16 protein-coding genes, 1 tRNA gene and 3 pseudogenes are annotated in these 24,001 nt (G+C 48.7%); 5 read left to right on the plus strand and 15 right to left on the minus strand.

Features of this window, described 5'->3' with window-relative positions; translation table 11 throughout:
- Positions 1 to 11: 11 nt before the first annotated feature.
- The 3 genes and pseudogenes from ahr to E2L00_RS19560 all read right to left on the minus strand — a co-directional run bounded on the left by ahr (position 12) and on the right by E2L00_RS19560 (position 2,749).
- Positions 12 to 1,031, minus strand: a complete 1,020-nt coding sequence (gene ahr / locus E2L00_RS19550) for an NADPH-dependent aldehyde reductase Ahr (protein ID WP_167614615.1) — start codon at positions 1,029 to 1,031, stop codon at positions 12 to 14.
- Between the two features lie 127 nt (positions 1,032 to 1,158).
- On the minus strand, positions 1,159 to 1,737 hold the full coding sequence (locus tag E2L00_RS19555; protein WP_167614616.1) for a class I SAM-dependent methyltransferase: 579 nt from the start codon (positions 1,735 to 1,737) through the stop codon (positions 1,159 to 1,161).
- Positions 1,737 to 2,749, minus strand: a pseudogene (locus tag E2L00_RS19560) (HNH endonuclease family protein). Before E2L00_RS19560 ends, E2L00_RS19555 begins: the two are co-directional and overlap by 1 nt.
- A 274-nt stretch (positions 2,750 to 3,023) precedes the next feature.
- Here E2L00_RS19560 and E2L00_RS19565 point away from each other — a divergent pair.
- Positions 3,024 to 3,108: transfer RNA gene (locus tag E2L00_RS19565), tRNA-Leu, on the plus strand.
- Between the two features lie 198 nt (positions 3,109 to 3,306).
- Positions 3,307 to 4,572: a tyrosine-type recombinase/integrase gene (locus tag E2L00_RS19570; RefSeq protein WP_167614617.1), complete on the plus strand. Its 1,266-nt coding sequence runs from the start codon at positions 3,307 to 3,309 to the stop codon at positions 4,570 to 4,572.
- A 269-nt stretch (positions 4,573 to 4,841) separates the two neighbouring features.
- Here E2L00_RS19570 and E2L00_RS19575 read toward each other — a convergent pair whose 3' ends face one another.
- The 12 genes and pseudogenes from E2L00_RS19575 to E2L00_RS19630 all read right to left on the minus strand — a co-directional run.
- Complete coding sequence (locus E2L00_RS19575) at positions 4,842 to 5,933, minus strand: hypothetical protein (RefSeq protein WP_167614618.1); 1,092 nt, start codon at positions 5,931 to 5,933, stop codon at positions 4,842 to 4,844.
- Positions 5,934 to 5,971: 38 nt separating this feature from the next.
- Entirely contained in the window at positions 5,972 to 8,056 is a 2,085-nt protein-coding gene (gene brxL, locus E2L00_RS19580; RefSeq protein WP_167614619.1) for a protease Lon-related BREX system protein BrxL, read from the minus strand.
- Between the two features lie 10 nt (positions 8,057 to 8,066).
- A complete protein-coding gene (gene pglZ, locus E2L00_RS19585) occupies positions 8,067 to 10,664 on the minus strand; it encodes a BREX-1 system phosphatase PglZ type A (protein WP_167614620.1) in 2,598 nt (865 codons plus the stop codon).
- A 190-nt stretch (positions 10,665 to 10,854) separates the two neighbouring features.
- Positions 10,855 to 14,397 carry a BREX-1 system adenine-specific DNA-methyltransferase PglX gene (pglX, locus tag E2L00_RS19590; RefSeq protein ID WP_167614621.1) on the minus strand — a complete coding sequence of 1,181 codons (3,543 nt, stop codon included), beginning with the start codon at positions 14,395 to 14,397 and terminating at the stop codon, positions 10,855 to 10,857.
- Between the two features lie 44 nt (positions 14,398 to 14,441).
- A complete protein-coding gene (brxC, locus tag E2L00_RS19595; RefSeq protein ID WP_167614622.1) occupies positions 14,442 to 18,083 on the minus strand; it encodes a BREX system P-loop protein BrxC in 3,642 nt (1,213 codons plus the stop codon).
- Between the two features lie 11 nt (positions 18,084 to 18,094).
- The gene (brxB, locus tag E2L00_RS19600) at positions 18,095 to 18,697 is read right to left on the minus strand and encodes a BREX-1 system protein BrxB (protein WP_167614623.1); all 603 of its coding nucleotides are present in this window, start codon (positions 18,695 to 18,697) and stop codon (positions 18,095 to 18,097) included.
- Complete coding sequence (gene brxA, locus E2L00_RS19605) at positions 18,694 to 19,296, minus strand: BREX-1 system protein BrxA (RefSeq protein WP_167614630.1); 603 nt, start codon at positions 19,294 to 19,296, stop codon at positions 18,694 to 18,696. Before brxA ends, brxB begins: the two co-directional genes overlap by 4 nt.
- Before the next feature lie 328 nt (positions 19,297 to 19,624).
- A pseudogene (locus tag E2L00_RS22040) lies at positions 19,625 to 19,896 on the minus strand (IS3 family transposase); the annotation flags it as partial.
- Between the two features lie 157 nt (positions 19,897 to 20,053).
- A complete protein-coding gene (locus E2L00_RS19615; RefSeq protein WP_167614624.1) occupies positions 20,054 to 20,485 on the minus strand; it encodes a putative zinc ribbon protein in 432 nt (143 codons plus the stop codon).
- A gap of 409 nt (positions 20,486 to 20,894) precedes the next feature.
- The gene (locus E2L00_RS19620; protein WP_142470401.1) at positions 20,895 to 21,428 is read right to left on the minus strand and encodes a secretoglobin family protein; all 534 of its coding nucleotides are present in this window, start codon (positions 21,426 to 21,428) and stop codon (positions 20,895 to 20,897) included.
- Between the two features lie 102 nt (positions 21,429 to 21,530).
- Positions 21,531 to 21,743, minus strand: coding sequence for a helix-turn-helix transcriptional regulator (locus tag E2L00_RS19625; RefSeq protein WP_064406987.1), 213 nt, complete (start codon positions 21,741 to 21,743; stop codon positions 21,531 to 21,533).
- Positions 21,744 to 21,846: 103 nt separating this feature from the next.
- A pseudogene (locus tag E2L00_RS19630) lies at positions 21,847 to 22,308 on the minus strand (YagK/YfjJ domain-containing protein); the annotation flags it as partial.
- Positions 22,309 to 22,709: 401 nt separating this feature from the next.
- Here E2L00_RS19630 and E2L00_RS19635 point away from each other — a divergent pair.
- From E2L00_RS19635 to E2L00_RS19645, 3 genes are all read left to right on the plus strand, one after another.
- Positions 22,710 to 23,147 (plus strand): diadenylate cyclase, encoded by a 438-nt coding sequence (locus tag E2L00_RS19635; RefSeq protein ID WP_044865648.1) that lies wholly within the window; start codon positions 22,710 to 22,712, stop codon positions 23,145 to 23,147.
- On the plus strand, positions 23,144 to 23,710 hold the full coding sequence (locus E2L00_RS19640) for a Cap15 family cyclic dinucleotide receptor domain-containing protein (protein ID WP_167614625.1): 567 nt from the start codon (positions 23,144 to 23,146) through the stop codon (positions 23,708 to 23,710). Before E2L00_RS19635 ends, E2L00_RS19640 begins: the two co-directional genes overlap by 4 nt.
- Before the next feature lie 94 nt (positions 23,711 to 23,804).
- A partial coding sequence (locus E2L00_RS19645) for a helix-turn-helix domain-containing protein (protein ID WP_167614626.1) occupies positions 23,805 to 24,001 on the plus strand: 197 nt, incomplete at its 3' end.

Here is a 24,001-nt window from a genome sequence, read left to right on the forward strand (position 1 = left end):
CCTTTTTTACATCAAAAATCTGCTTTCAGTACCACACGGTAACGGGCCTTGCCGTCGCGCACGTGCTGGATAGCCTCGTTGATTTTCGACATCGGATACAGCTCGGTTTGCGGCGCTACTTTTGCACGCCCGGCCAGCTTCATCAGCGTGCGCAGCTCGTGCGGGGAACCCGTAGCCGAACCGGTAATACTACGGTCGCCGGCAATCAGCTTGAACGCCGGAACGGCGAACGGCTTCATCACCGCGCCGACGGTGTGGAACTTGCCGCCGTAAGCCAGCGCCTCGAAGTACGGCAGCCAGTCCAAATCGACGTTGACGGTATTAATGATGAGATCGAACTGCCCGGCGAGCGCCGTCAGCGCCTGCGGGTCGCGGCTGTTGACCACCTTATCCGCGCCCATCTTGAGAATTTCTTGTTCTTTAGAAGGGTTAGAGCTGAACGCCGTCACCTCGCAGCCCATGGCGTGCAGCAGCTTGATGGCGATATGCCCGAGCCCGCCAATACCGATCACGCCCACGCGGCTGGTGGCCGTAATATGGTGCATCAGCAGCGGTTTAAACACCGTGATACCGCCGCACAGCAGCGGGCCGGCGGATTCGATATCGATGGATTCCGGCAGCGGAATAACCCATTGCCAGTCGGCACGAATTTTATCGGCAAAGCCGCCGCGATTGATAATGGTCGGCACGCTGCCTTCCTGACAGTTCACCTGGCTGCCGCTGATACAGGCATCGCAGTGGCCGCAGCTACGTGCCGTCCAGCCGATGCCCACGCGCTGCCCGACCTTCAGCCCTTTGTTTTGCGCCGCGCTGCCAAGCGCATGCACGCGGCCAACCACCTCGTGCCCCGGCACCAGCGGATATTGCGAGAAGCCCCATTCGTTGTCGATCATCGACAGGTCGGAATGGCAGATACCGCAGTATTCGACTTTGACCTCAACGTCCTCCGGCAGCAGTTCGCCCGCGTCGTATTCATAAAGCTCAAGCTCTGCACCGGCCTGTGGCGCGGCGTAACTTTTTATTATGGACATGTGTTTCCCTCGTGTTGGCTCCGTCAGGAAGTGTAGAGCATGGACGATGCGAGGATGGTGTGCGAGATGTGCTTTTTGGGGAAGGCGGAGTGGAGAAGGGAAGCGCCATCCACCGTGAAAGGCGTAACTATCTTTTATTCAGCACAGCGTTCAGCCACATCTCATCCCGCCCGGGGCGGTTATCCTCGGTCGTCCAGAGTTCAGTGATTTTTATCTCCGGCACGCATTGCAGCAAGGCCTTAAAGCTCGCCTCATTCATATCGGTAAACCGACGCCCGTCCTTCTCACGTTCGCCATCGCCATACTTAAAAGATACATACCAGACGCCGCCGGGCTTAAGAGCTTGAGCTAGTTTTTGCATTACTGCGGGCAGATCGGACGCAGGCACATGAAGCAGGGATGCGCAGCACCAGATGCCGTCGTATTTTTGCCGTGCGGTCACATCAGAAAACGTCATTTGTTCAACCGGCAGGCCGGTATGTTTCCGTGCCAGCGCAACCATTTCAGAAGAGACATCGAATGCCTCAACCTGATAGCCGTTCTCATGGAACGCTTTGCTGTCGCGCCCGGAGCCACAGCCCGCATCAAGCACGTACGCTCCGGGCGAGAGGTGCCGGGTAAAGGATTCGTACAGCGAGGACATATCGACGTTAACCGTGCCGTCGAAAAAGGTCTGTGCGTTTTGCTGGTAATAGTCGTTAGTCATCAGAATATTGCCTCTCCTTCGGCCTGAGGTTCCCAGGTATGGAACAGCCGTAGCTTGGCAGCGTTCCAGTTATCAATAAGGAAATTCCTGCGCTGTTCAGGCTGCTTGCCCGTTTGATTGACGATGGTTCATGCAGCGGAAGTTTACTCTGAATAAAGTATTCATTGCGTGCGTGAAGCCGCGCCAGCAGCTTCGTTCCCGGCAAACGAGCGAACTTGCCCGCCTCGCCGCGATTACAACACTGGCACGCCAGCACCAGGTTCCAGACGCCGTTGATATTCGGCACTTTATCCCGTGCAATCCAGGGAATAAAGTGGTCCACGTCCGCCAGCTCGCTATCTCCCGGCGTGAGGCTGATGGGCCTGAAGCAGTAAAAGCAGCGCCCTTTCTGATAGCCATTAAGGCTGTCGCGACAGCTGGTGATATTTACCCGCCGCGCATTGACCCGGCTATACAGCAGTTGATCATTCGCGTCGAATTCGACGTTGAGAAGATGGCGGGAAATACCCATCGTCCATGCCTGCTCAACCAGGTTCCAGCGCGCGGTAGTTTCAAATGCCAGATTCTGATACTGCTGCCGTTCGCCCAGATGGTAGAAGTTTTCGGTTAGCCGGATGCCGTTATTCGTTTTGCGCTCATCCAGGAAAAAACGTTTCTCAATCTCTCCTGAATTCACATTGTGGAAGGCATCAATAACGTTATTAAAGCCGAGCCGCACCGTAATTTCCGTAAGCTTGCCCTGCGTGAGTTCACCGTTATTGAACTGCACGCAGGCTTCCAGATACCTGCTGCCACGCGAGGTGATTTGTTTTGGGGCATTTAAAAGATGCTGACAGATGTGGCGACTGAAGGGCACGGCAAGCTGCTCAAGAGTAACCAGATCGCTGCCCGACTTGTCTACCTCGTAAAGAGCGTGCGCGAGAGCAAATTTGTAAGTTGCGACATTTCTTCCAAAAAGAATCACGCCCCGCCAGTAGTTCTCAAGCGTGGGGTCCGCCTGGTAAAAATGCATATGTGTTCCTGTTGCGGCCCGGCTCGCAGAAAGCGGCAGGTGAGTTACTAAAACCAGTAACAGGATCACATAACAAATGAAAGATGATGTAAACCTTGAGAGGATAGATTTGGTGAATGTGTGATGCGGAGCGGAAAGCGGCAGACCAGGCGGGGCAGGGAACGAGCTGATGATGCGCTGAAATTTTCAGCACTTAGCGCGGGTTGCGAAGGGCGGCGCTTGCAAGGTGGCGTGCGACAGGTATAATCCACAACGTTTTCCGCATACCCTTCGTGCCGAAGTGGCGAAATCGGTAGACGCAGTTGATTCAAAATCAACCGTAGAAATACGTGCCGGTTCGAGTCCGGCCTTCGGCACCATAAGTATGTAAATGGACCTCAACTGAGGTCTTTTTTTATGCCTAAAATCCAGTCCCCGCAAGGCTTTCCTCGCTTTTTCAGTCAACATAAGTCAACCTGATTCAATCTACATCAACTTACTGATGTGGGTACATCTGCGGGTATATCCCGGTTCGATAATGTTTGTACCCACACAGAACCCTTGAAAGGATACTCAACATGGCTCTGAGTGATGTGAAGGTTCGTTCGGCAAAACCAGAAGAAAAAGCTTATAAGCTTACTGATGGTGACGGCATGGTATTGCTGGTTCATCCTAACGGCTCAAAATACTGGCGGCTACGTTATCGCTTCGGCGGCAAAGAGAAGATGCTTGCGTTGGGCAAATATCCTGAAGTGTCATTGGCTGATGCTAGGGCACGACATGATGAAGCACGTAAGCTCATCGCTAACGATGTTGATCCCAGTGAAAATAAGAAAGTCGTCAAGGTAGAACAGGAGCAGGAAGCGATAACTTTTGAAATGGTTGCCAGAGACTGGCATGCCAGTAATCAGAAGTGGTCCGCACCGCATAGTGCTCGTGTATTGAAAAGCCTAGAGGATAATCTCTTTGCTGCCATTGGTAAGCGGAACATTGCAGAACTGAAAACGCGAGACCTACTTGTACCCATCAAAGCAGTTGAGTCATCCGGACGGCTCGAAGTCGCCGCTCGCTTACAGCAACGAACTACCGTGATTATGCGATTTGCCGTTCAGAGCGGCTTAATCGATTATAACCCCGCGCAAGAGATTGCCGGTGCAGTTGCTACGGCGAAAAGACAGCATCGCGCAGCGCTAGAACTCAATCGCATTCCTGAATTACTTCACCGCATCGATCACTATTCTGGCAGGCCGTTAACTCGACTGGCGGTTGAACTCACTTTGTTGGTTTTCATCCGTTCAAGCGAGCTGCGTTTTGCCCGCTGGTCAGAAGTCGATTTTGAAACGGCCATGTGGACGATTCCAGGTGAGCGTGAACCGCTGGAAGGCGTTAAACACTCTCAGCGTGGATCCAAGATGAAGACTCCACATCTTGTTCCTTTATCGCGACAAGCTCTCGCCATTTTGGAAAAGATCAAAAGCATGAGTGGAAACCGAGAGCTGATTTTCGTGGGCGATCACGATCCGCGTAAGCCGATGAGTGAGAACACGGTGAACAAGGCTCTACGAGTGATGGGCTATGACACGAAAACGGAAGTGTGCGGGCATGGTTTCAGGACGATGGCTTGTAGTTCTCTGATAGAGTCAGGATTGTGGTCGAGGGATGCTGTGGAGCGGCAGATGAGCCATCAGGAACGAAACTCTGTACGTGCGGCTTATATTCATAAGGCCGAACATTTAGGGGAACGTAGGCTAATGGTGCAATGGTGGGCGGATTATCTGGATGCTAACCGAGAGAAAGGGGTGAGTCCTTTTGAATTTGGGAAAGGGGGGTTCTCCAGAGATTAACTGGCTGAGTTGGTATGACTTTGTGATGCAGGCTTAAGTATTCCGTTAGGGCCTGTCAGTTTGTTGTGGCAAACTGACAGACCGAACTTAGTGACCTACGATAGTAAGGCTTACAACATGCGAATGGTGAGACATGGTTTTCCCACGCGATGAGTGCCATCCTGCATCCGTAGCCTATGTTAGACCAAGATTAAGATACAATTCTGAAAATCACCTGGTCGCTTAAAGCTAAGAAGGAACTGAAACGTATTATTTCGATAATGATAACTTTAGGTGTCTTTTGTTAAAAAATAATTATGTAAATCATTTTCGATTTTTTCTACAGCCAAATCAATCAAATTAGTAATATTAGGATTTGGTTTCTTTTTTGAATGTTTACGGGATAAAAGTACAGATTGTGAAATACTATCAACAAATTCCCAGTATTGAAATGCAGTCATCTCATCTTCTCTACAGGAACTCAACGCCTTCATCGTTGAGCCCTCATAGTAAATATGATGAATATCTTGTGAGATATAATATAATTTTTTGTCGTTTGTTCCAACCCAATGTTCAGTCTCAAACTTTACACCATTTATAGTGATGAAGGAACCTATATCTTCTGAAAAATTAGCTCCCGTAAGCCAGTGTAAATCCATCGCTGCATCAAATGCATACCATCGACATTTATCAAGATTGCTTCCGTTCTTATAAAAATTCTCTTTTATATATTTTCGACGCGTATGTATACTCTCTGGCAACTGATTAATGGTGTTTGAGTCAAGATCCCAAAAAGCATATTTTGCTATTTCTAAATCATACGCACTAATCATGTCAATGAAGCTTATCATGCTATAAAGATATACTTCGAATCTTTTTTCAGGCGTGAGATGAGAATAGTTTAATTTTATATTTTGAATTTGAAGCATAGATATATAATGAAGACCATATACTGTCCTTGCTTCAACGGAAAGTTCCTGAAAATTAATTTTCTTTTTTTCAGAGTCTGGGGCGTATTCCCTGAAAGTCGCCTCGGGATCGTCAATATGACCAGGCCAGAATCGGTGGCAAAAGTTCTGATAGGCCGTCATTGATTTCTCAACCCATATATCAGGCATTTCATTAACACCAATTGCGGTTAAACATACATTTCCTGATTGTAATAAATTTACTAACGGCAATAGGCCAACTCGTTTTACATCCTCCAGAGTTGATGTCGATGATAATTCCTCCATTCTTTGTAAAGAGCAATTATCTAAATTTATCTGAACCACTTTTTTCTGCGTCAAACACTGCAAAGCATAAGCTGGGGTCAATACCTTATTATTTTCATATATGGAGAGGCAAGGTCTTATGAATTTAATTTCAGAGCGTTTTCCCATTTGTAGCCTCTTCAATTTTTAAAAAATTGGTTTTAATTCTAATTGACACCCAGCGCCTTATACACCGCATCTACAGGTTCAGAGTAAAAACTGACCTGGAATTTGGTAAACAACTCGGCTGGTACAGTCGGAATATCTACCGCAGAAGACATCGGCAGAAGGACCTTTTTCGCGCCGCTATCGAAAGCAAGTTGTAAGCTAGCCGCCAGATCCTGAACAGGGTTGATCACACCACCGAGCGTCATGCTACCTAACACAACCATTTGTTCCTGAACGGGTTTCGCCAGTAAAACGGAACACAGCGCAATAAGTGCCGCAAGGCTAGTCGCAGTACTTGGTCCGGTATTGTGCAATTCGACTACGTGCAGGTGGTACTCATGTTCAGAAAATTTCGCTGTTGCGCTAACGCGATTGAGGTTGCCTTTGAAATAGTCAAATCCAACTCGGATAGCTTCCTTAGCAGAGGTACTTGATCCCAGACCAGAAACGCTATGCTTACCATTACCAGCGGTCATCTGAGTTTCGAAGCGGTACAGACCCGTCATGCCACTTTCCGCTTGCGTCACTAAATGCACTACGCCTGGCTTTGGCATGCCAGCAGGAATTAATTCGCTGCCGCCCTGTTCTGGCACGCTGACGAAGAATTCTTCCAGCGTCTCGTTATCGATGTAGCTGAAATTCACATCGAAGAACTCCAGACCGCCCAGCTTTTTAAGCTGTTCTTTGACTCGACGACGGGCTTCCATGGCGTAGGTCAGGCAAACACGGACATCTTCTTTACTGTAAGAACCATTGGGATGAAGAAGTTTCAATAGACCAGAAACCGTGCGCCTTACCGCGATAACATCTCGCTGGTTGAGGTTATTACCCAGCTTATAGAACTTATCAATCGCATCGGAGAAGCTGCGTTTGCGCATTTCCCGCATGTATTCGGCGAGATAATCTGTGATAAGGCCGTAGCGGTTGGTAAAGAATTCCGGGCGCATTTTCGGGATTTCCCAGCCGGGTATATAGGCATGGAAGCGGTCGAAAAACGCCGTGTCGATCATCGCGGCAGGAAAGGGGGCTAACAGATGGCTGGTTTTGACTAACGTCTCAACGCTCTGATTGATGTTGCCGACGAACACCATCGACGCTTTGCCTTCAATCGAATCTCTGCCGCGTGAAAACGAGCCAGACGCCATGTAATCCTTCATGATTTGCACGCCGTCTTTGTCTTTGAAAGTGATCCCTGCCACTTCATCAAACGCGACCACATCCCACATGCCGACCAAGCCAATCTGGCGGCTGGCCATGTTGTAAAACAGGTTTGCTACCGTGGTTTGTCCGCCGGAAACTAGCAGCGAGTTTGGCGAACATTCTTTATAGACGTGGCTTTTACCGGTACCGCGTGGGCCCAGTTCGCAGACGTTATAGTTATTTTCCACGAAAGGGATCATGCGGGTGATCAGGTGCCATTTAGTTCGCTGCTCAATGTTGGCAGGTTCCATACCCACGGAACGTAGCAGGACATCAATCCACTGGTCGCGGTTGAAGTGCGTACGTGCGGTAAATACCTCTTCCATGTCCATATTGGGCATCTGGATAGGTTTAAGCGTCATCAGAGAAAAGGGGGACGTTTTCTGTCCTTCCTCAAAAAAGTAGTTCACGGTGATCATGCACCAGATGCCACCGGTCAACAGCTTCTCGTTGTCCTTGACCATCTGCGGCGGAACCAGTGCATCTTTAATGCCGAGGTTGGAGAGCTGGGCTTCGTAAACGTCTTTTTTCTGATTGAGCTTTACCGACACTTTATCGATGATTTTGTAGGAACCTCGCTCACGAATGAGCGATTTCACTTTCTCTGCTTCATCAGGGCGGACGTAGTTATCAGCCAGAATACGCTTAACGTTCTGCAGCCCTTGCTCGACGATCTGGTCATCGTCGGAAGCGCAGTACATACCGAGCAGATACTCCAGCACATAGACCGGGACGTTAGCCCCTTCCTTGAGCTGCTTGGTCAGATCTTTACGCACTACCCGACCACGAAAATGCTGATTCAGTAAGGCGTCCAGATCGTAACCTTCTGCGACGAGTTCCCCTTCGGAGACGGCTGGAACGGGTAAGTCATGATGGGTTTGCATATCGCCTCACTTAAAAGAAATCATCCTGAAATGCCAGATCGATAATCACAGGGTACTTCTGGTAACCCGTTTCCGTTTGTGCATCTTCCAGTATCAGCCAGTACTCATTACGGCGATTGAAATTCGCGCCAATCAGCTTCAGCGTAACGTCACGCACGCGTTTTTCCATTGTGTTGTTATCGCTGTCAAAGCAGATTCGCTCTTTACCGGATACCACATTATTGGCGTTGTCGACGATGAAGATATTCAGGGTACGCGGTTCGTATAACTCACCTACCGGATGGGTTTGCAGCAGGCTGACTTTATCAATGTTATTGACGAGTTTGATCAGCGGATGGTAATTCACAATGTCTACTGGACGACGCTGAGGTTGCTTCTCGGCAGCCGTTTTCTGCAGCGCTTTCACCAGCAATACGGGAACGCAGACTTCCTGCAGCATGGCACCACCGTGGACAAACCGCGCGCCGCCTGAGAAATGGAAACGCTGGATCCCTTTCGGGATCAGGAACTCGCTGCTATCGCTGACGCCTGCGGTATCCGCCACTTTTCCTTTCCAGCAAAAATCATCGGCAGGAAGCTGATGGCCGATAATAAAGCGTTTGTGGTTTTTAATCGTATTGTCTGGCTTGATCTGCAGCGTGGTTTTATCCTGCCCGGAAAGGGGCTGCTGCTGGAACAGGAAACCGTGGTCCGCCGTGACGATAATGCGTGTACCATGAAGACGGTTTATTACACGGGTCACTAAATCCTTCAGTTCAACCACCGCGTTGCGACACGCTTCAAAGGTCTTCTCCTCCGTAGATGCACTGTCACCCATGGCATCAATGGTGTTATGCCAGATATAGACGACTTCGTAATCGCGAATAAGATCCCGTCCTTCCTGATTTTTCCATTTCAGCAGATCGTCCGATTTTACTGCCATCCCTTTATATTTCTTCAGAATGGTATCGCGATTAGGTGTACCTGAGGTGGACAACCCGTCTGCATAGACGATGTCGCCATTACCTGCCTGGTAGCACATCTCGTCATGAGGCAATAATGCCGCCATTCCCAGCTGAGTATAGCTGGGTAACACGCCCAACTGGGAACGCAGTTCGGCAGTAAAGCGTTTCTCGGTATTGATCTGGTTGCCCAGCTCTTCTGCCACTTCATAACGCAGCGCATCGGAGATAATCACGAACACACGCTTGATTTGTGGATTGTTAAACTGTGGCTTAACCACCTCATTGTAGAAGTTCTGCTGCCGTGGAACGCCCGCGATACGCCACTCCTGCATACGGTTTTCGGCTTCCAGAACCTTATTCCAGCTCCGGCTTAATTCTGCCAGGTACCAGTTGGAATACAGCGCTTCGATATAGTCATCCAGGCTTTTCAGGATCATTGCGCCTTTGCTGTGAACCAACAGCGCGTATTCGTTAAACAGGCGGTAGGCTTGGTCAAAGCGGAACAGCTCTTCGCAGTACGCTTTCCAGAACGTTGCGCTGTCCTGATAGTGGAAACCATCAATATGACGATTGCGCAGATTCAGCAGCCGCTCAGCCTGACGAAGTGCATCATAAATAGCGTAGTATTCCTGACGCGTCTGGCACCAGTATTTGCTCTGGCGTTCAGACAGAAGCTTCTTGAAGGCTTCACGGTTAAGCGTGGTGCTCTCTTCCAGAAGCTGCGTCACCAGCGCATGAATAATGGTCTGTTCAATGCTCAGTGTGGTTTCGCACTCGTGCAGATCATATGGCGAGCTGAGACGATACTGGTCTTCTGGTCGCAGCGCATCTTGCATCTGTTGTGCGCAGTAATCATAGGCTTCTTTGTAGCGACGGTCGGCACGCCAGGTGACCATAAAGGCCAGCGCGGATGCTTTGCCTGACGGCGTGGTCAGCACGTTTTTTTCCAGCCATTCGCGTTTCTGCGGATCAGCCTGCGCGGAGAGATCGGTACAGAACAGCTTGAGGATCAGGTTCTCCAGAGAAGGCTGTTCGGCCTGGTAGCCCATTTCCTGATTCAGAGTGTCCCACAGAACGCCTTCCAGGTCGTGGCGTTTCAGCATTGCCAGCGTGTTTTCCAGGTCGCTGTCGTCATCTTTTTGCTGATTAACGTATTGGGTAATCAGGCTGAACAGAATCTCTTCCGTTTTTGCGGTTTTTACGCCAGCGATGACCGCAACCATCTTCTTATCAAGAGAAGCTTCGTTTTCCTGCTCAGTGACCAGACCTTTTAAGGCAGCAAGACGTTTAGTGCTGAAAAATGCCTTCCGGCGTTGAATATGCTCGCGTAGGCCAAGCTGCGGAATGCCTAACGTATTCAGCGTGATGGCGGCGAAATCGGCATGGAACTCCGTACTATAAAGACGAATATCCAGCAGCCAGTCGAACTCTTTGGGAGGCACATCGTGGGGGAACCATAGCAAAAACTGCTGTTCAGGCTCATCAATTTCAATGCGCTTTTTAACCGCCAGCTGCGACTGGTCGGACATGTCGAGCAGCGTGACGTTCTCCAGTTCGAGATTACCCAGCTCTTCGAGGAAACGCTTATCGGGATCGTGCCAGAAAACGATGCGATGTTCGGCGAATTTTGCTTTAAGGCCGGCAATAAATTCCTGATTTTGCAAGGTCACAATCCCATGTTGATTCGGTAGATTCGAAGATGTCTGAACGCCTGGAAACCGTGTTCCGCGTTCTGACACAAGGACGCATTTTATCATGAACTGGAGGTGACGGATGCCTGAATAAGGCCAGTTTCCCGTATCGAGATCACCACCGGGCTAAAGCCCGGTGGTGTGGGAAGGAATGCTATCTGACTTACATCACCTCAGGCGCATTGCCGGTAATGGCTTTTACATCTGCCAGCAGATCGCCAAATTTACCGTAGTTAACCTTAACGCCGTCGTCGAGATCAATACTGATTCTCATATCAGCATAGTGACGCAGGCGATCGTCGAAGCTGCGCAGTTCGTTGAATTTCTTGCTCAGATTGTCGCGATCGCGCTTCAAACGGGTGGCTTCGCCGCCGGAGGCACCATCGACCTGTTCGTTCAGGCGATCGATATTGGCCTGGTAGCGTGCCAGCAGCGGCACCACATATTCGGTACGCATTCTCGCCAGCGTCGCGTCGTTGTAGCGATGCAGATAGACCAGGCACTCGAACGCTTTCTCTTTACCGGAGCTGAACAGCCAGTAGATCGGGCGCTTTTTATACATCTTCAGATGATCTTTCCAGAACCGGGTGGAAAGATAGCGACGGATGGTATCCAGCGCAGATTCGCCTTTTTTAGGACTGATCGCGTATAAACAGAGACTTTCAGCGATAAAATCGAGGTTTCCCTGCAAATGTTCTTCGCCCCAGACGGTGCGGACAAACTCTTTAACGCGAGAGGTGACGTCATCGTCAAACCACTCGTCATCCATCAGAGGCAGGATGCCGTCTTTATCGGCAGGGAAGGTTTTGTAGGCACCTTCAGCGACCAGTTCAGCAAAGCCTTTGTTGCCTTCGTGGGCGTAGACCAGGCCTTCGCGATCGAGGGAGTAGCGGCCCATCATGCAGCCGATGGAAAAACTTAATAAATTAAAGATATTGAAAATGCAATTAACAATTGAACTTTCCCTTGGCTCAAATGAAACATTCAGAGCTTGGGAAATTATTATATCGATGTTTTTTTCAATTTTTTCTTTTTCAGTGATTTCATTTTTTATATATATGTCAATATCATTCAATGAACTCATTAAAACATTTTTTGTTAAATGAAATGTCGGTGATGTTTCATTTAAGGAATATAGTTTTTTCTCGAGACTGACAGCACTCTTTCCAAGAGTACCTAACTCTTTTTTCTGTTCTTCGGTTAGTGCAAGTGGTAATGAAAGCAAACTTTCAATTTTAATTCTTGGTGATGGTGAGTAAGCTTTTAGAAAAACTTGAGCTTGCTCTGAATTTAAATAAGCAAGAATATAATATAAATCCCCATCTGAAAATGCCATAGACCCCGTGGTATCAAATAAATATCCATGTTCAACGTACCTAAAGGATAAACCTCCATTACTGAAAGCTGACCATGTTATGCCCTCTTTTAAAGAGTACTCACCATTATAATTATGAGATCTAACTCTCCCTGAAACAATATCTTTATGATTTTTTATTTCTTCGCCATCTTTTTCCCAATTAACAACCCATTCGTTATTGCCATACCACTTTCTGGCTTCTCCTCCTTTTTGATAAGGATACCATTTATTACTATCTTGTTTTAAATTATATATTTTTCTATTATTTACTTCCCACCAAAATCGCAGGAATCTATCATTGTCAGCAGTGGTCATGCCTTCCCTAGCATCCAAATAGGAAGACAATGGATTGTATTCTTGGAAGAAATCCACTTGGCGCTTTGTTAATTTAAATGCTAGTTCTTGATTTGGGAGTTTATTAAAATAAACTAATGGCTTATTTATACTGTTACTTTTTATACTTGAGGGATCGTAACAAGAAGGTGTATTTTCAATACTTTTGTAGCTACATGAATACAGTTCTAATTTTTCATTGCAGATAATAAATGCAGATGTTTGGAAAGAGATTCCCATAACACCATTATCCATATGTAGTAAGTTTTCAACATATGCATTAGAAAACAGATCACGTCTCAATTTGGTGAAGTTAGACAAATACATCCATGTATGCATGGTAACGTATGCTATACGAGAATAGTTCTTAGCGAGTCCTTTTCCGGCGAGAAGAAAAGCTGAATAAAGATCAGATTTACCATAATTATAAAAATCCGAAATGAATTTTTTTAAAGTTGGGTATAAAAAATTACTACCCATATACGGCGGATTCGCCACTACCGCATCATACCGCTGCGCCAGTATCCACGCCTGCTGAATATACGGAATAAACACCTTCGCCGCAGTCTTCTGCTGGAAATCGCCTTTCTGCTCAAGGCGATATAGCGCATCGAGAAACGCCTTCAGCTCCGCTTCCTCTTCCTGCTGCACCTGAATCAGTGAGCCCAGCGTTTTGGCGTTCACAAAGCGTTTCAACGTGCACATTAGCAGCTGATATTCGGCGCTGTCGGTATGGGGCAATGCGGTATTTTCGGCAAACATATCTCCCATACTGCCGGTCTGGTTCTGCTGGTGGAAGTTCAGCTGCTGCCACAGCTTAGCAATATCCAGATGCAGGCTTTCCTGCAGGGAAAGAATATTCAGGCGCACGTCGCGGGTGAATATCCGGCGGTCATCCTGACGGGCCATCATTAATAATGCAAAGCCGGAAAGCTGGGCAGCACGGTCGTCAATGTCGAGACCAAAAATATTATTTTCCAGAATCAGCTGTGGAATATCACGGGCGCGATAGCCGCGCTCTTCGTAGATATTTTTCAGCACGTTATAGGCTTCAATCAGAATATGCCCTGAGCCGCAGGCCGGGTCGAGCACCTTGATGCTTTCCGGTTCAATGCTGGCAGGCGTTATGGCTGCCAGCTGTGCCTGTACTTCTGGCGTCTGTTCAGCTGGCTCAATGTAGTAGTCCATTTTGCCTTTCAGCGGGGAATCCGGGTAGGTCTGTAACCACTGGCGACCGACGGAGTTCTGCACCAGGTACTGCACAATCCAGTTTGGGGTGAACAGCTGGGTGGCGGCAGGGATATCTTCGCTCTTTACCACCTTGCCAATAACGGCCTCTTTTTTCTCGGAGATATAAAACTGATACAGCCAGCCGATAACCTCAACGTCATCCCAGTCTTCAGGTGGAATACCGTCCACCAGACCGCGCAGAATGGAGTCGGTGCGGGTCAGGTTATCCGGCAACAGCAGTTCGGCTTCATCATCGACGGCTTCAAACAGGAACGGCATCGCGCGGTGCAGGGCATGGCACTGTGCCAGCAGCAATTCACGGTAGATGGCTTCGTCATGGTTGCCGGAAAGCTTCATCTCGACCAGCTGCGCTTTTTTCTCCGGCAGCAGCGCTTCCGCCACTTCCGGCACATGGTCCAGCACTTCAAAGCCGGTTGGATTATCCGGGTGCGAGAGCATGCGGAAACCGTGGTCAAGGTATCCCTGGATCTCCATATAGCGAATGGCGCACAGGCGGTTGAACCAGGTATAGGCACAATGTTCAACCAGCACGTCAAAGCCCTGTTCCTGTGCGCGTTTAACCAGACGATCGCGGCGGGTGAGGGTGGATTTGGGGTAGTCGAACTGACCATAGCGCACGGTCTCGCCGACGATCTCGGCATCAGCAATTTGCAGAGTGCCTTTTTTATCGACGGAAACCCCCAGCGTGGTTAGCTTCTGGATAACAGCATCGCGGAACTGGTTACGGGCCTGTGGAGCGTATTTTTTGATGTTATTGGTATTCATAGAAAATCCTGCAAAGGGCAGCAGAGCGCTGCCCTGAAATGGGGTTACTGAAGACGGATCCGGTCACCTGCCTCAATGGCTGCCAACAGGGCAGCACGAAGCGTATCCAGCGCTTTTTCTACCTGCTCGGCGGTTTCCAGCACTTCACCACCGGTGGCTTTGCGCATCTCGCTGGCGACATTCACCAGATGTGTTTTTTTCGGTACCGGTTGGATAACGGGTTTTTCTACCACAACATAGGTCTGCTGTGATTCTGCAGCGCGTGTAGCTTCATTCGCTGCTCGTAGCTGGGCTTCTTGCTTTTTACGCAGCTCGTCAATCCACTGGTTAATCTTCTTCTCAGCATCCGTTTGCAGCGCTTTCGTCTCTTGCTGTTCCGCCAGAATTTCCGGAATCGAATGGCTGACCTCAGCGCGCTTTCTGGCTTTTTGCATCGGCAGCAGAACGCTGTTTTGCAGCTCCGATGTGGCATGCGCTTCCTGCAAGCGTTGACGACTCTCTTCGATGCGGGCGTCAATACGTTCCAGGGCGTGCTGGCGGTGCTGTTCAACTAACTGATGGTTAACGTTCTGAACCTGTTCAATCAGCGGCGTGATGCGATTGAGATGCTTGTAAGGCTCCGGCATCTGCCAGATGTTTTCCAGCTCACCTAACGCTTTTACCGCCACGGCGTCTTTTTCCAGTGCGCTGCGGTTGGATTTAAAGCTTCCGTTCAGCGCAGCCCCCAGCTTTTGCCAGGTGGAGAACTGCTTGCGGTAGAAATCGACCAAATCTTCGCGATCTTCGCTGAAATCCAGCAATTCGTTTGCCTGGGTGGTGACCTTCTCAATCAGAGCAAACTCTTCTTTTTCGCTAAGAATGGAATTCAGCAGGCGCAGACCTGACTCAATCTCATTTTTGCCTGGATTGTTTCCACCTTCCGCTTTCGCTCTGAAGACATTTAGCTCTTGCTTCCAGTCGTCGAAGACCTGACGGATATGTTCGACCAGTGCGGGTTCTTCACGTTCGCTAAACGGCTGTTGGGCAATCTCCGCCATGGTTTGGGCGGCTTTGCGAATTTGTGATTCGTCGTGACGACGAATTTTGTGCAGACGTAGCTCGCTGTGGCGACGGCTGTTATTGAACAGCTCCCAAACCTGCTTACGCTCGATATTGTTATTCTGCTGGCTAAAGCTGAATTTGCCTTTACGTGCCAGGCGAGCAACCAACAGCTTCACTTCTTCTTCTGGCCATCCATAAGGTCGACGAGCAAAGTGGTTCAGGACATCGCGTAAATAGACCGGTTTATTGAACTCAATGTTCATGCTGACCCAAGTTTCCACTTCCCGCATCGCCTCGGGATTAGATTCCTCCAGCTCGCCTAGATCCAGCTCTGTATCATTCTCTACTGTAAGCAGCGCATGGATTTCACGTGCGATATCGCCGTTGAACGGCTTCAGCATTTTTAGCTTGGCAAACGTGTTTTCAATCACATAGCGGCAGGCTTCATCCACGATGCTGGACGGCGTCGAAGATTTCTTCGGTAAACGCTCGCCAATCGCCCAGACGTCTGCTTCGGCAATAAGCGACTCTAGCTGGACGCGCAGCATTTTTTCGCGAACGCTGTTCTCGCGGGCTTTTTCTGAAAGCAGGCTGGCCTGTTCCGGGCGTTGTCCGGCGTTGTCCTTGAGGAATTTTTCGGTCTGAACGACTAAATCAATGTCGGTCCAGGTGCGCCCCTCCTCAGGGAGGCGAATCAAAATACAGCCATCACCCTCCGAAGTATAAGGACGGCAGGCGGCATCGCTGTTATAGAACGTATAGGTCGGATCTTTTGGCGTGAGGATTTTCACCACCAGATCGTTAAGCATCGCGCCGTCCAACGGGTGCCCGTTCAGGAAGCGGCTGATATCAAAATCCTGCTTATTCGCCGGGTAGCGATACTTCCGGTTTTTTAGAATGTCATCAAAGATGATCGATGCCAGTTTTTTATTGATTGCAGAGAAATCGACTTCGACATTGCGGATCTCGTTTTCGATCTCTTTTTCTTCGTTGGTCAGGAACACGTATTTGTCTTCAACACGTGCAATCAACATTTCCCGTTCCAGCTTGTTCAGGCTTGTTTCAACGCGACGGCGCAGATCGACTTTATCAGCATCGATTTTATCAATGGAAAGGGTGACCAGATTATCGAGTGTACTCTTCAGCACATCGACATAGCGGATCAGGAACAGCGTTTTCAGTAAGTTGCCATCGAACTCATCAAGAATGCCATTCTGACAGGCCTGAGTGATGGTACGGCTGACCGCCGGTTCGAGGAAGCTTTCAATCGCGGCATAGAAACGCCAGAACGGCACCAGAGAATCCAGACCTTGCGGGGCGATCTGCTGTGCCGCAGTCTGGAATGCTTCTAACTGTGAGCGTTCACCCATGGCTAACTGTTTACCGGCGGCACCTTTGGTCCGAATAGACTCAAAAACCTTCTGCAGAATTTGGTAGTGCCACGGGACAAAGGGGTAGTTATCAATAAATTCTTCTTCGCTGGTGTAGGGGCGCAAAGAAGCGGTGGTTGTAGGATCAAAGGCAAGCTGGTTGCGCAGAATGTCGCCTTTTTCCTGCCAGACTTTCGCCAGCGCGGGTTTTGCAGCATCGGTTTTCACCAGCAAACGTTTTTGGATAACTTCGGATGTGTTGGAGCTTGAAAGCTGCAGGCGAGTTGAAAAGCGGCCCTGGATTTTAGAGAAGTCTTGTCCATCGCGGCTGCTCATCCCACCAATGGCCGCATTGATATCTGCCTGAGAGGTAACAATAACCCATGCGCGTCCACCGCAGATTACACCCAGGTTTTCAGTGATAGTCTGTAGCTTCAACATCATCTGCGTATTTTTACCGATGAACTGGCCGACCTCATCCACCATGAAGAGGATGTTTTTGCCGTTTTCATCCAGCCACTCTTTGACCCACTGGCAAAAATTATTGATATCTAATGGGAAATTCTTATCCAGCTGTTCCACCCATTGACGCGAGGCGTCAACGCTTTGACCTGTGGCCTGACTTAGGGCTTCTGCCATTTCATCGCTGATGAAATAGTAGGAATCGCGCTCTTTTTCCCAGCTTGAACCAGTGATAGTGGAAAATGCGGCCTTAAACGCGTCGTATTGGCCGCGTTTAGCCAGCTCACGCTCCAGATGGGCGATGTGCGGAAAATCAGCGCAGTAGCCAACCCGTTCGTTAAACACCTTCAGGAAGACTTTAAGGATGGCGTCTTCTTTGTCATCGACGTTAGCACGAGAATCAATATTGAACAGAATCACTTCCGTCGGATGATGGACCGCTTTGTTGATATCAGCGAGGAACAGAGCATCTTTGATTTTGTCTTCAAAGAAGGAGTATGCATTACGTTCTGTACCGTTATGGCTGACTTTGCGGTTAGACAATAGATACGACAGGATCTTGATAAAGTGTGATTTACCTGAGCCAAAGAACCCTGAAACCCATACGCCAATTTTGTTTTCCATGCGTATGCGCTCCGGACCGGTTGCCGGAACATAAGATTCGAAGAAATGGCGAAGATGTCCTTCCAGTTCCCGGGTGATGACGTATTCATCAAGCTCAATCCAGGCACTGGCATCGTCCGTCTGTTCGGCTTTCACAACGCCATTAATATTTCGGTCCAGACGTTTCTCAAAGATCTGTTCAATATTCATTGCTGTGCTCTTTAACGAGGATTCAATGTCGCCGCAGGCCCGCTTTCTGGTACCAGCCTGAAGGCGCGATAATAATTTCGGGAATCAATGCCCGCCAATGGGGAGAGATCGTGTCCGCTATAGGTTCCTGGATAAAACATCAACAGAGGGGTAAAACCCATCACGTCCTGCAAGGCGTTCATCAGCTCATGGCCACGAACCAGCGGCCAGGCATTACCCATGCCTGTCAGGATGACAAATTCTTGATTCTGAAGATCGACTTTTTTGGCTATGTAATCCGCGATCTTTTTCTGATTCAACAAACCAACGAGTTGTTTTTTCAGCGCTTCGGTACCGACTTTCACTTCCTGCTGACAGACGCGCTCAAATAGCCCACGTTCGGTGAGCATGTCGATAATGATCTGAAACATGTTGAGGTGCGCGAACTTGTGGTCCTTTTCCAGATTACGGAAAAGATACTTCAGGTGTTCACGTACCTGCAGCTCATTCTGAGCAGGATAATCAAAAATCCAGAACCCAATCTCATTACCTGAGCCGTTGTTTTTGAGAAAGCGCTCTTCGCTAATGCGGCTCTGAACCTGTGACAGGCGGTATTCAAGCACGGGATCGATCACCGTTGCCCCTCCAGAATAGAAACCAATTCCTGTTGCCCGAGGCGCTGCAAGGTCGCCTGAGTTTCTGGTAAAAGAAAGACTGACTGGAGATTACGTCGGCGTGGCGTATCCAGATAACCTGCCTCAGCCAGTGCTTTAACCAGGTTGTTACCCATTTTTTTGATGGATGAATCTGAGTAACTAGTGAGTACGGGCTGCTGACGAAGATGGCTGGTCACGAACTCATCCCAGCTATCCATAGGGAGCTTTTCTTTAAATTGTCGGCGCAGATCGTTTACCACTTCAGCCAGGAAGACTTTAACAACCGGTGAATGGAGTACCAGAGCGACAAATAGCAATTGCTGACGCTCGCGCTCGCTCCCTTCTGCAATAAGTGACCACGCGGCTTTATCAAGCGTATTCAGGCGTAGTTTTATCGTTGTGGCATAGCGCTTTGCAGTATTGGCAGAGGAAGCCTGGAGAATGTTATGACCCACGATCTGCTCTTGCCAGGTCTGTTCATCGGGAGAGGTAAGCATGAGCTCAGCGATGATTCGACTTTCCCTGCTCATCAGCGGCCCGCCTAGCAGGTCTCCAATCCATGCCTTGTCGTTTTTCATCGTCATATCTACCCTCTGAAGACTGCTATGCAGCTCGCAAAAAAACAAACGATGATTGTAATGGGGGAAGGGGCCGGATGCCATGAGAAAAGGCAATTTGTGAGGGGGTAAGGCTCGAAAGAAGAGGATTTATATCTCAATGTCATAGTTGTTCTTGTTAATAGGCTCTGAATCGGCACGTCTAATTTAGACACTTCTGAGACGTTGATAATATGGCTTTTTATATTCAGCTGGTGGCATCTGATCACTCGAACAATGCCGGCGCTAACTGTTATAAAACATTTCAAATATCACTGCGGGCCTCCTCCCACGTTCGGTAGAGCGTTTTCTTTATCCCAGCACGATTCATTAGCCGACAGACCCGATTAATCCCGCCTGTTACCCTATATCTCGCAGGTCGAGATGGAGCTTGCGATAGCCAAAAGCGCAACCGGACATCAGCCAGAACTGTTTAATTTGTCCTGTTAGCCTCAGATCTGCCTGATACTGTGGGGAATACGGCTGCTGAAGCCACTCGGATGAACATCCTGCAGCCGACAGAGCAGACTAACAGGCCAGCAACAGATGTTGTCACGGATAAAGGCGTACCTCAGTCGGATATCCGCGTGTGCCATTGCGAAGCCGTATCGCCTTTAGCCAGTGCAGGTAACGTGAACGCGCACTGTTGTTGCTTACAATGTCCCCACAACACCGTACGCATCTCATCACGCCTCGCATCCAGTGGTCAGTCCGATACCCGCCTCGTCAGTCTGTCCGTCTACCCACAGGGCTTATCCGGGGGGGGACAGCAGTAATTTCTCTGCCAGCTGGTCTCTTCAATACTGTAAATCCCCGAGTGGCATCGGCCGCAGTGCTTCCGCCCCTGATAATGACTGCCACACCATACGCAGTACCAGGATGGCACCGTTACAGGTGCATCCAGTCCGCCGATGATACTGCGTAATTTTTGGCATCGGGCTTCGGCTTTAACTTCAGGGTCGAGATGGGTACATTGCATCAGAACGTTTGTCGTCACTGTTCGCTGGTCATGTTCAAACCAGGGGGCCTCACCAGATGAACCCGCATGAAGTATCAACTGACAGCCGCAGGAAGTACAGGTCCATATCCTACCCGGTGACTGCATAGCGTCTTTAGCAGTGACAACGTGCCCGTCACGATTATTGCCAAGGTAACATTTCAGCATGCGCATGCTGCTACCTCCACTGGGATGTTATGTCTTGTACTGCATTTACCGGTATGGCAGGCCAGACAGTACCGTATACCGTTGTGTGCGAGGAAGAGTTTGGCAAACATCTTAAGACTCCTGAGGGCAGGCACAAGTCGTCCCGAAAAGGGGAAGGCTGCGCCTTGCGGTTGGATGGATTAAAAGGGGTTAAAAGGGGATCGCGATGTGGTTATCACACTACGGAATGCTGACGTAATAAAACTGTCAGACTCAGAAATCGATTTCTCGCTGTGGCCCGGTGAATTGACGATCAGGTACTTTGTTACACCCATAGAGTAAGAGCATATTTTTCTGCTCAATCTTGGTCGTATGCTCAGGAACATCGCGCATGCTGGTCGATACCGGATCGCTGTTACGGACAGGTATCCGATTCTCATAGTGGCCGGGTGGCACGAATGTAATCCTCCGTCAGCGTCTTCAGACCCCGGTATGCCCGTTGTTTTATCGTAAGCCATTGCCTCAGCATTTCAGGTAGCGGCAGATGCAGCGCATACCATTCCCTCATATCCTTTCCTGTTGCAAGCTCACACCAGCACAGTAGGGTCAGCGTCTGTCGCATACCGGGCTGTACATGAAGCCGGAATAACATTTGTAACTGATCTGCCAATCGGCTCTTCCCCAGCCGGTAACACTCGCTGAGCAGCACGCCGGGTAGAAGGGTATAGTCTGTGTTTTTAGTTAGGCCGGGGTCGACAGTACAGGATTCCAGTCGAGCGGTACGGGTGATCGGTAGCAGGCGCTGTGGAATGACGATTTCTATTACGCTTCCGTCCAATGTTGGGCTGGTGGTTATCGCCAGTCGGTGCCATTGCGTTATGTGCTGTTGGCATAAACCGTGGGACAGACTGATGCGGGTAAAATCATCCAGCCAGGTCTGATAATGGTTGAGTAAAATTGAATGGATCATTTCTGATATTCCTTGATAAGTGAATTGAGTGCAGCCGTAAGCCTCCGTTAGGAACGGATTAGGTATGACGGTTATGAATTGTGTTTACGACGGGAGAAGGACTTAGCGCTGTGAGCGTGATGCATCGATACGGGCCTGCAGCCAGGCTTCTACTTCACTCTGTCGCCAGCGGGAGCTGCGACCAAACTTGGTGGGAGCCGGGAAAGCACCGTCTTTGATGAGTTTGTAGAACCATTTATCAGTTAACCCGGTGAGGCTGGTAATGAAAGCCATATTGACGAACCGATCTTCGAGCAGGGAAGGTTTAGTGGTCATTGTTGGATTCTCCGGTAGCTAAATGAGTACCGGAATCGGGTGATGAATCACTGTAGCCCTTTCCGGCATAACAACCGGAATTGACGTAAAAAAGTGCGTCGTTTTATCGAAGCCCTCGCGGTCTGCCCAGTCCACTCGCTGATGGAACCTCGCTGGCCCCGTAGTAAGTCTGCCCGTGTTTTGATTTCTCCTTGGCGAGATAGCTGATGATGTAGCGCAGGTTGTCGATGGCTGCAGCATCATCGTAATTGACGGGGCGGGTGATATCGGCTTCGTAGCATTTCTTACGATCACAGCGATTGTGGTACCCCTTACCCTGTGTAATCTTCTGCCAGGCAGTCCCCGCCTGTTCAGCTACCGGAAAGGTGGCCTGGTTATGGTGACCATCAAGATACATCACGATATGGGCATGGCATTTGTGTCGGGAAGTACACTCCAGTACCCAGAAGTGACCCACGATGTTGCTCTCTAACATCAGATGTTCTGTTAACTGGCGTACCTCCCTTTCTGTCTCGTACCATCCGTGATGGTTATAACGCCACGTGTCATTCTGATAGAACAAATCGGGGTCAGGGTCAGAAGCCGGTTATTCCTGATTATGACTGGAGCATATTCGGGGTCAGGGTCATGAATTGCTCACCATTAGTAATGGAATGGTGCGAGCTGAAGGGGCAGCGCATAAATGAGGATGTGTATTAATGGAGTGCAGATTTCAAAGATGTCTGCTTACAGCACATAGTAGACGGGCAGCCTTGAGCGAAAAGCGAACATTTTCCTTTGTTGTGGTCAGCTAAAACTGCATCGAACTCTGAGGTATGATGTCAAACCTCATACCATTGTTGCTACAAATCTTTGTCCTTGTTCATCAAATCTTCCATTGCCAAGAAAATTATTGGATAATCGTCTTTATTGATATTACTGTTTGATTTTTGGTAGCTAATAGCTAAAAACAGAAAGAAATGAGCGATGACAAAAGAGAACTTATATAAATTACTATATGATATTTGGAATAAATCCAATCGTGTTTATTTTTCTGGTATAGGGGTTATTATATGTAATAACCCTGATAGTCTTCCCATCACAAGTCTTCGTAATATAGAGCCCATACAGAATGATTCCACATTGGAGTTATTATCAAAAATTTCCAATAAAAATAGCGAATACCACGATGGCTTTCACATCTTAGATGAAACAGGAAGTGTTACTTATACCGCACAATATTTCTCACCACCAATCATAGAGAACATCAGTTTTGACAGGTCAAGACTCGTTGGTGGACGTTTTGTTGCTGCCCTTTATGGCTCTTGCATTGACGAGATTAAACTTACAGGGATTGTAAGCGAAGGGGATCGTCTTTCTATATTTGAGGCTGGTAAGGAAGTTTATTATGAGGAGTTGCAATGATAAACCTTCTCCCAATAGGGAAAATAATCTCAATAATCGCCGTTATCTATGCGACTGCCTGCTGTCTGATTTTATGGGGCGTATATGATGAAAACACAACTTTCGTGACAGCTCTATCTGTTGCATCTGGAGGTTCGTTTCTTCTTAACACTATTTTGATATCAATTTTTTTCTTTGGATGGCGAAAGTTATGGCAATGGTTCCCTAAGCTAAATGATCTACTCTTCCCTGATTTGAACGGAACCTGGGATATGGTTATTCATTGGGAATGGGAAGATAAAAAAGGTACATCCCACGCACAAGCAACTATAAGGCAGGATTTTCTTAGAATTGGAATGGATGTCGAAGCTGACGACTCCGATTCTCAGACGTTAGTGGCTAAGCCTAAAAAGGATACCGAAACGGGGCGACCAGCACTCTACTACGTTTTTTTAACAACCCCCAAGCATAAGGCAGGTTTTGTTGCACAAGATTCTTACAGAGGCACAGCTATTCTCAAGCTAAACCTTAATGGTAAAGAAGTGCTAAATGGGAACTACTTCACAAGCCGTAAAATGTATTAGTCGCGACTTGATCTGACACACGGCCTTGAAAGGTTGAGAGTTACCGGTTTTGATATGGGTGTCGAATCCTTATGCAAAACACGAGGTAACTCTCATGCTTCATACTACCAATCCCGTCATCAAACACAAAACTGGTTTGCTCAATCTGGCTGAAGAACTCAGCAATGTGTCGAAAGCCTGTAAAATCATGGGCGTCTCGCGTGATACATTTTATCGCTATCGTGAGCTGGCCGATGAAGGCGGCGTGGATGCACTGATAAACCGCAGCCGACGTGCCCCTAATCTCAAAAA

The sequence above is a fragment of the Cedecea colo genome, from assembly GCF_011808225.1.
GTDB lineage: Bacteria > Pseudomonadota > Gammaproteobacteria > Enterobacterales > Enterobacteriaceae > Dryocola > Dryocola colo.

Bases quoted from the DNA above. Each gene is read 5' to 3' on its own strand.
- E2L00_RS19555 (WP_167614616.1), bottom strand. From the start codon at position 1,737: ATGACTAACGACTATTACCAGCAAAACGCACAGACCTTTTTCGACGGC.
- E2L00_RS19640 (WP_167614625.1), top strand. From the start codon at position 23,144: ATGATAAACCTTCTCCCAATAGGGAAAATAATCTCAATAATCGCCGTT.
- E2L00_RS19625 (WP_064406987.1), bottom strand. From the start codon at position 21,743: ATGACCACTAAACCTTCCCTGCTCGAAGATCGGTTCGTCAATATGGCT.
- E2L00_RS19620 (WP_142470401.1), bottom strand. From the start codon at position 21,428: ATGATCCATTCAATTTTACTCAACCATTATCAGACCTGGCTGGATGAT.
- brxL (WP_167614619.1), bottom strand. From the start codon at position 8,056: ATGCAAACCCATCATGACTTACCCGTTCCAGCCGTCTCCGAAGGGGAA.
- ahr (WP_167614615.1), bottom strand. From the start codon at position 1,031: ATGTCCATAATAAAAAGTTACGCCGCGCCACAGGCCGGTGCAGAGCTT.
- E2L00_RS19635 (WP_044865648.1), top strand. From the start codon at position 22,710: ATGACAAAAGAGAACTTATATAAATTACTATATGATATTTGGAATAAA.
- brxA (WP_167614630.1), bottom strand. From the start codon at position 19,296: ATGAAAAACGACAAGGCATGGATTGGAGACCTGCTAGGCGGGCCGCTG.
- E2L00_RS19575 (WP_167614618.1), bottom strand. From the start codon at position 5,933: ATGGGAAAACGCTCTGAAATTAAATTCATAAGACCTTGCCTCTCCATA.
- E2L00_RS19570 (WP_167614617.1), top strand. From the start codon at position 3,307: ATGGCTCTGAGTGATGTGAAGGTTCGTTCGGCAAAACCAGAAGAAAAA.
- pglX (WP_167614621.1), bottom strand. From the start codon at position 14,397: ATGAATACCAATAACATCAAAAAATACGCTCCACAGGCCCGTAACCAG.
- E2L00_RS19615 (WP_167614624.1), bottom strand. From the start codon at position 20,485: ATGCGCATGCTGAAATGTTACCTTGGCAATAATCGTGACGGGCACGTT.
- brxC (WP_167614622.1), bottom strand. From the start codon at position 18,083: ATGAATATTGAACAGATCTTTGAGAAACGTCTGGACCGAAATATTAAT.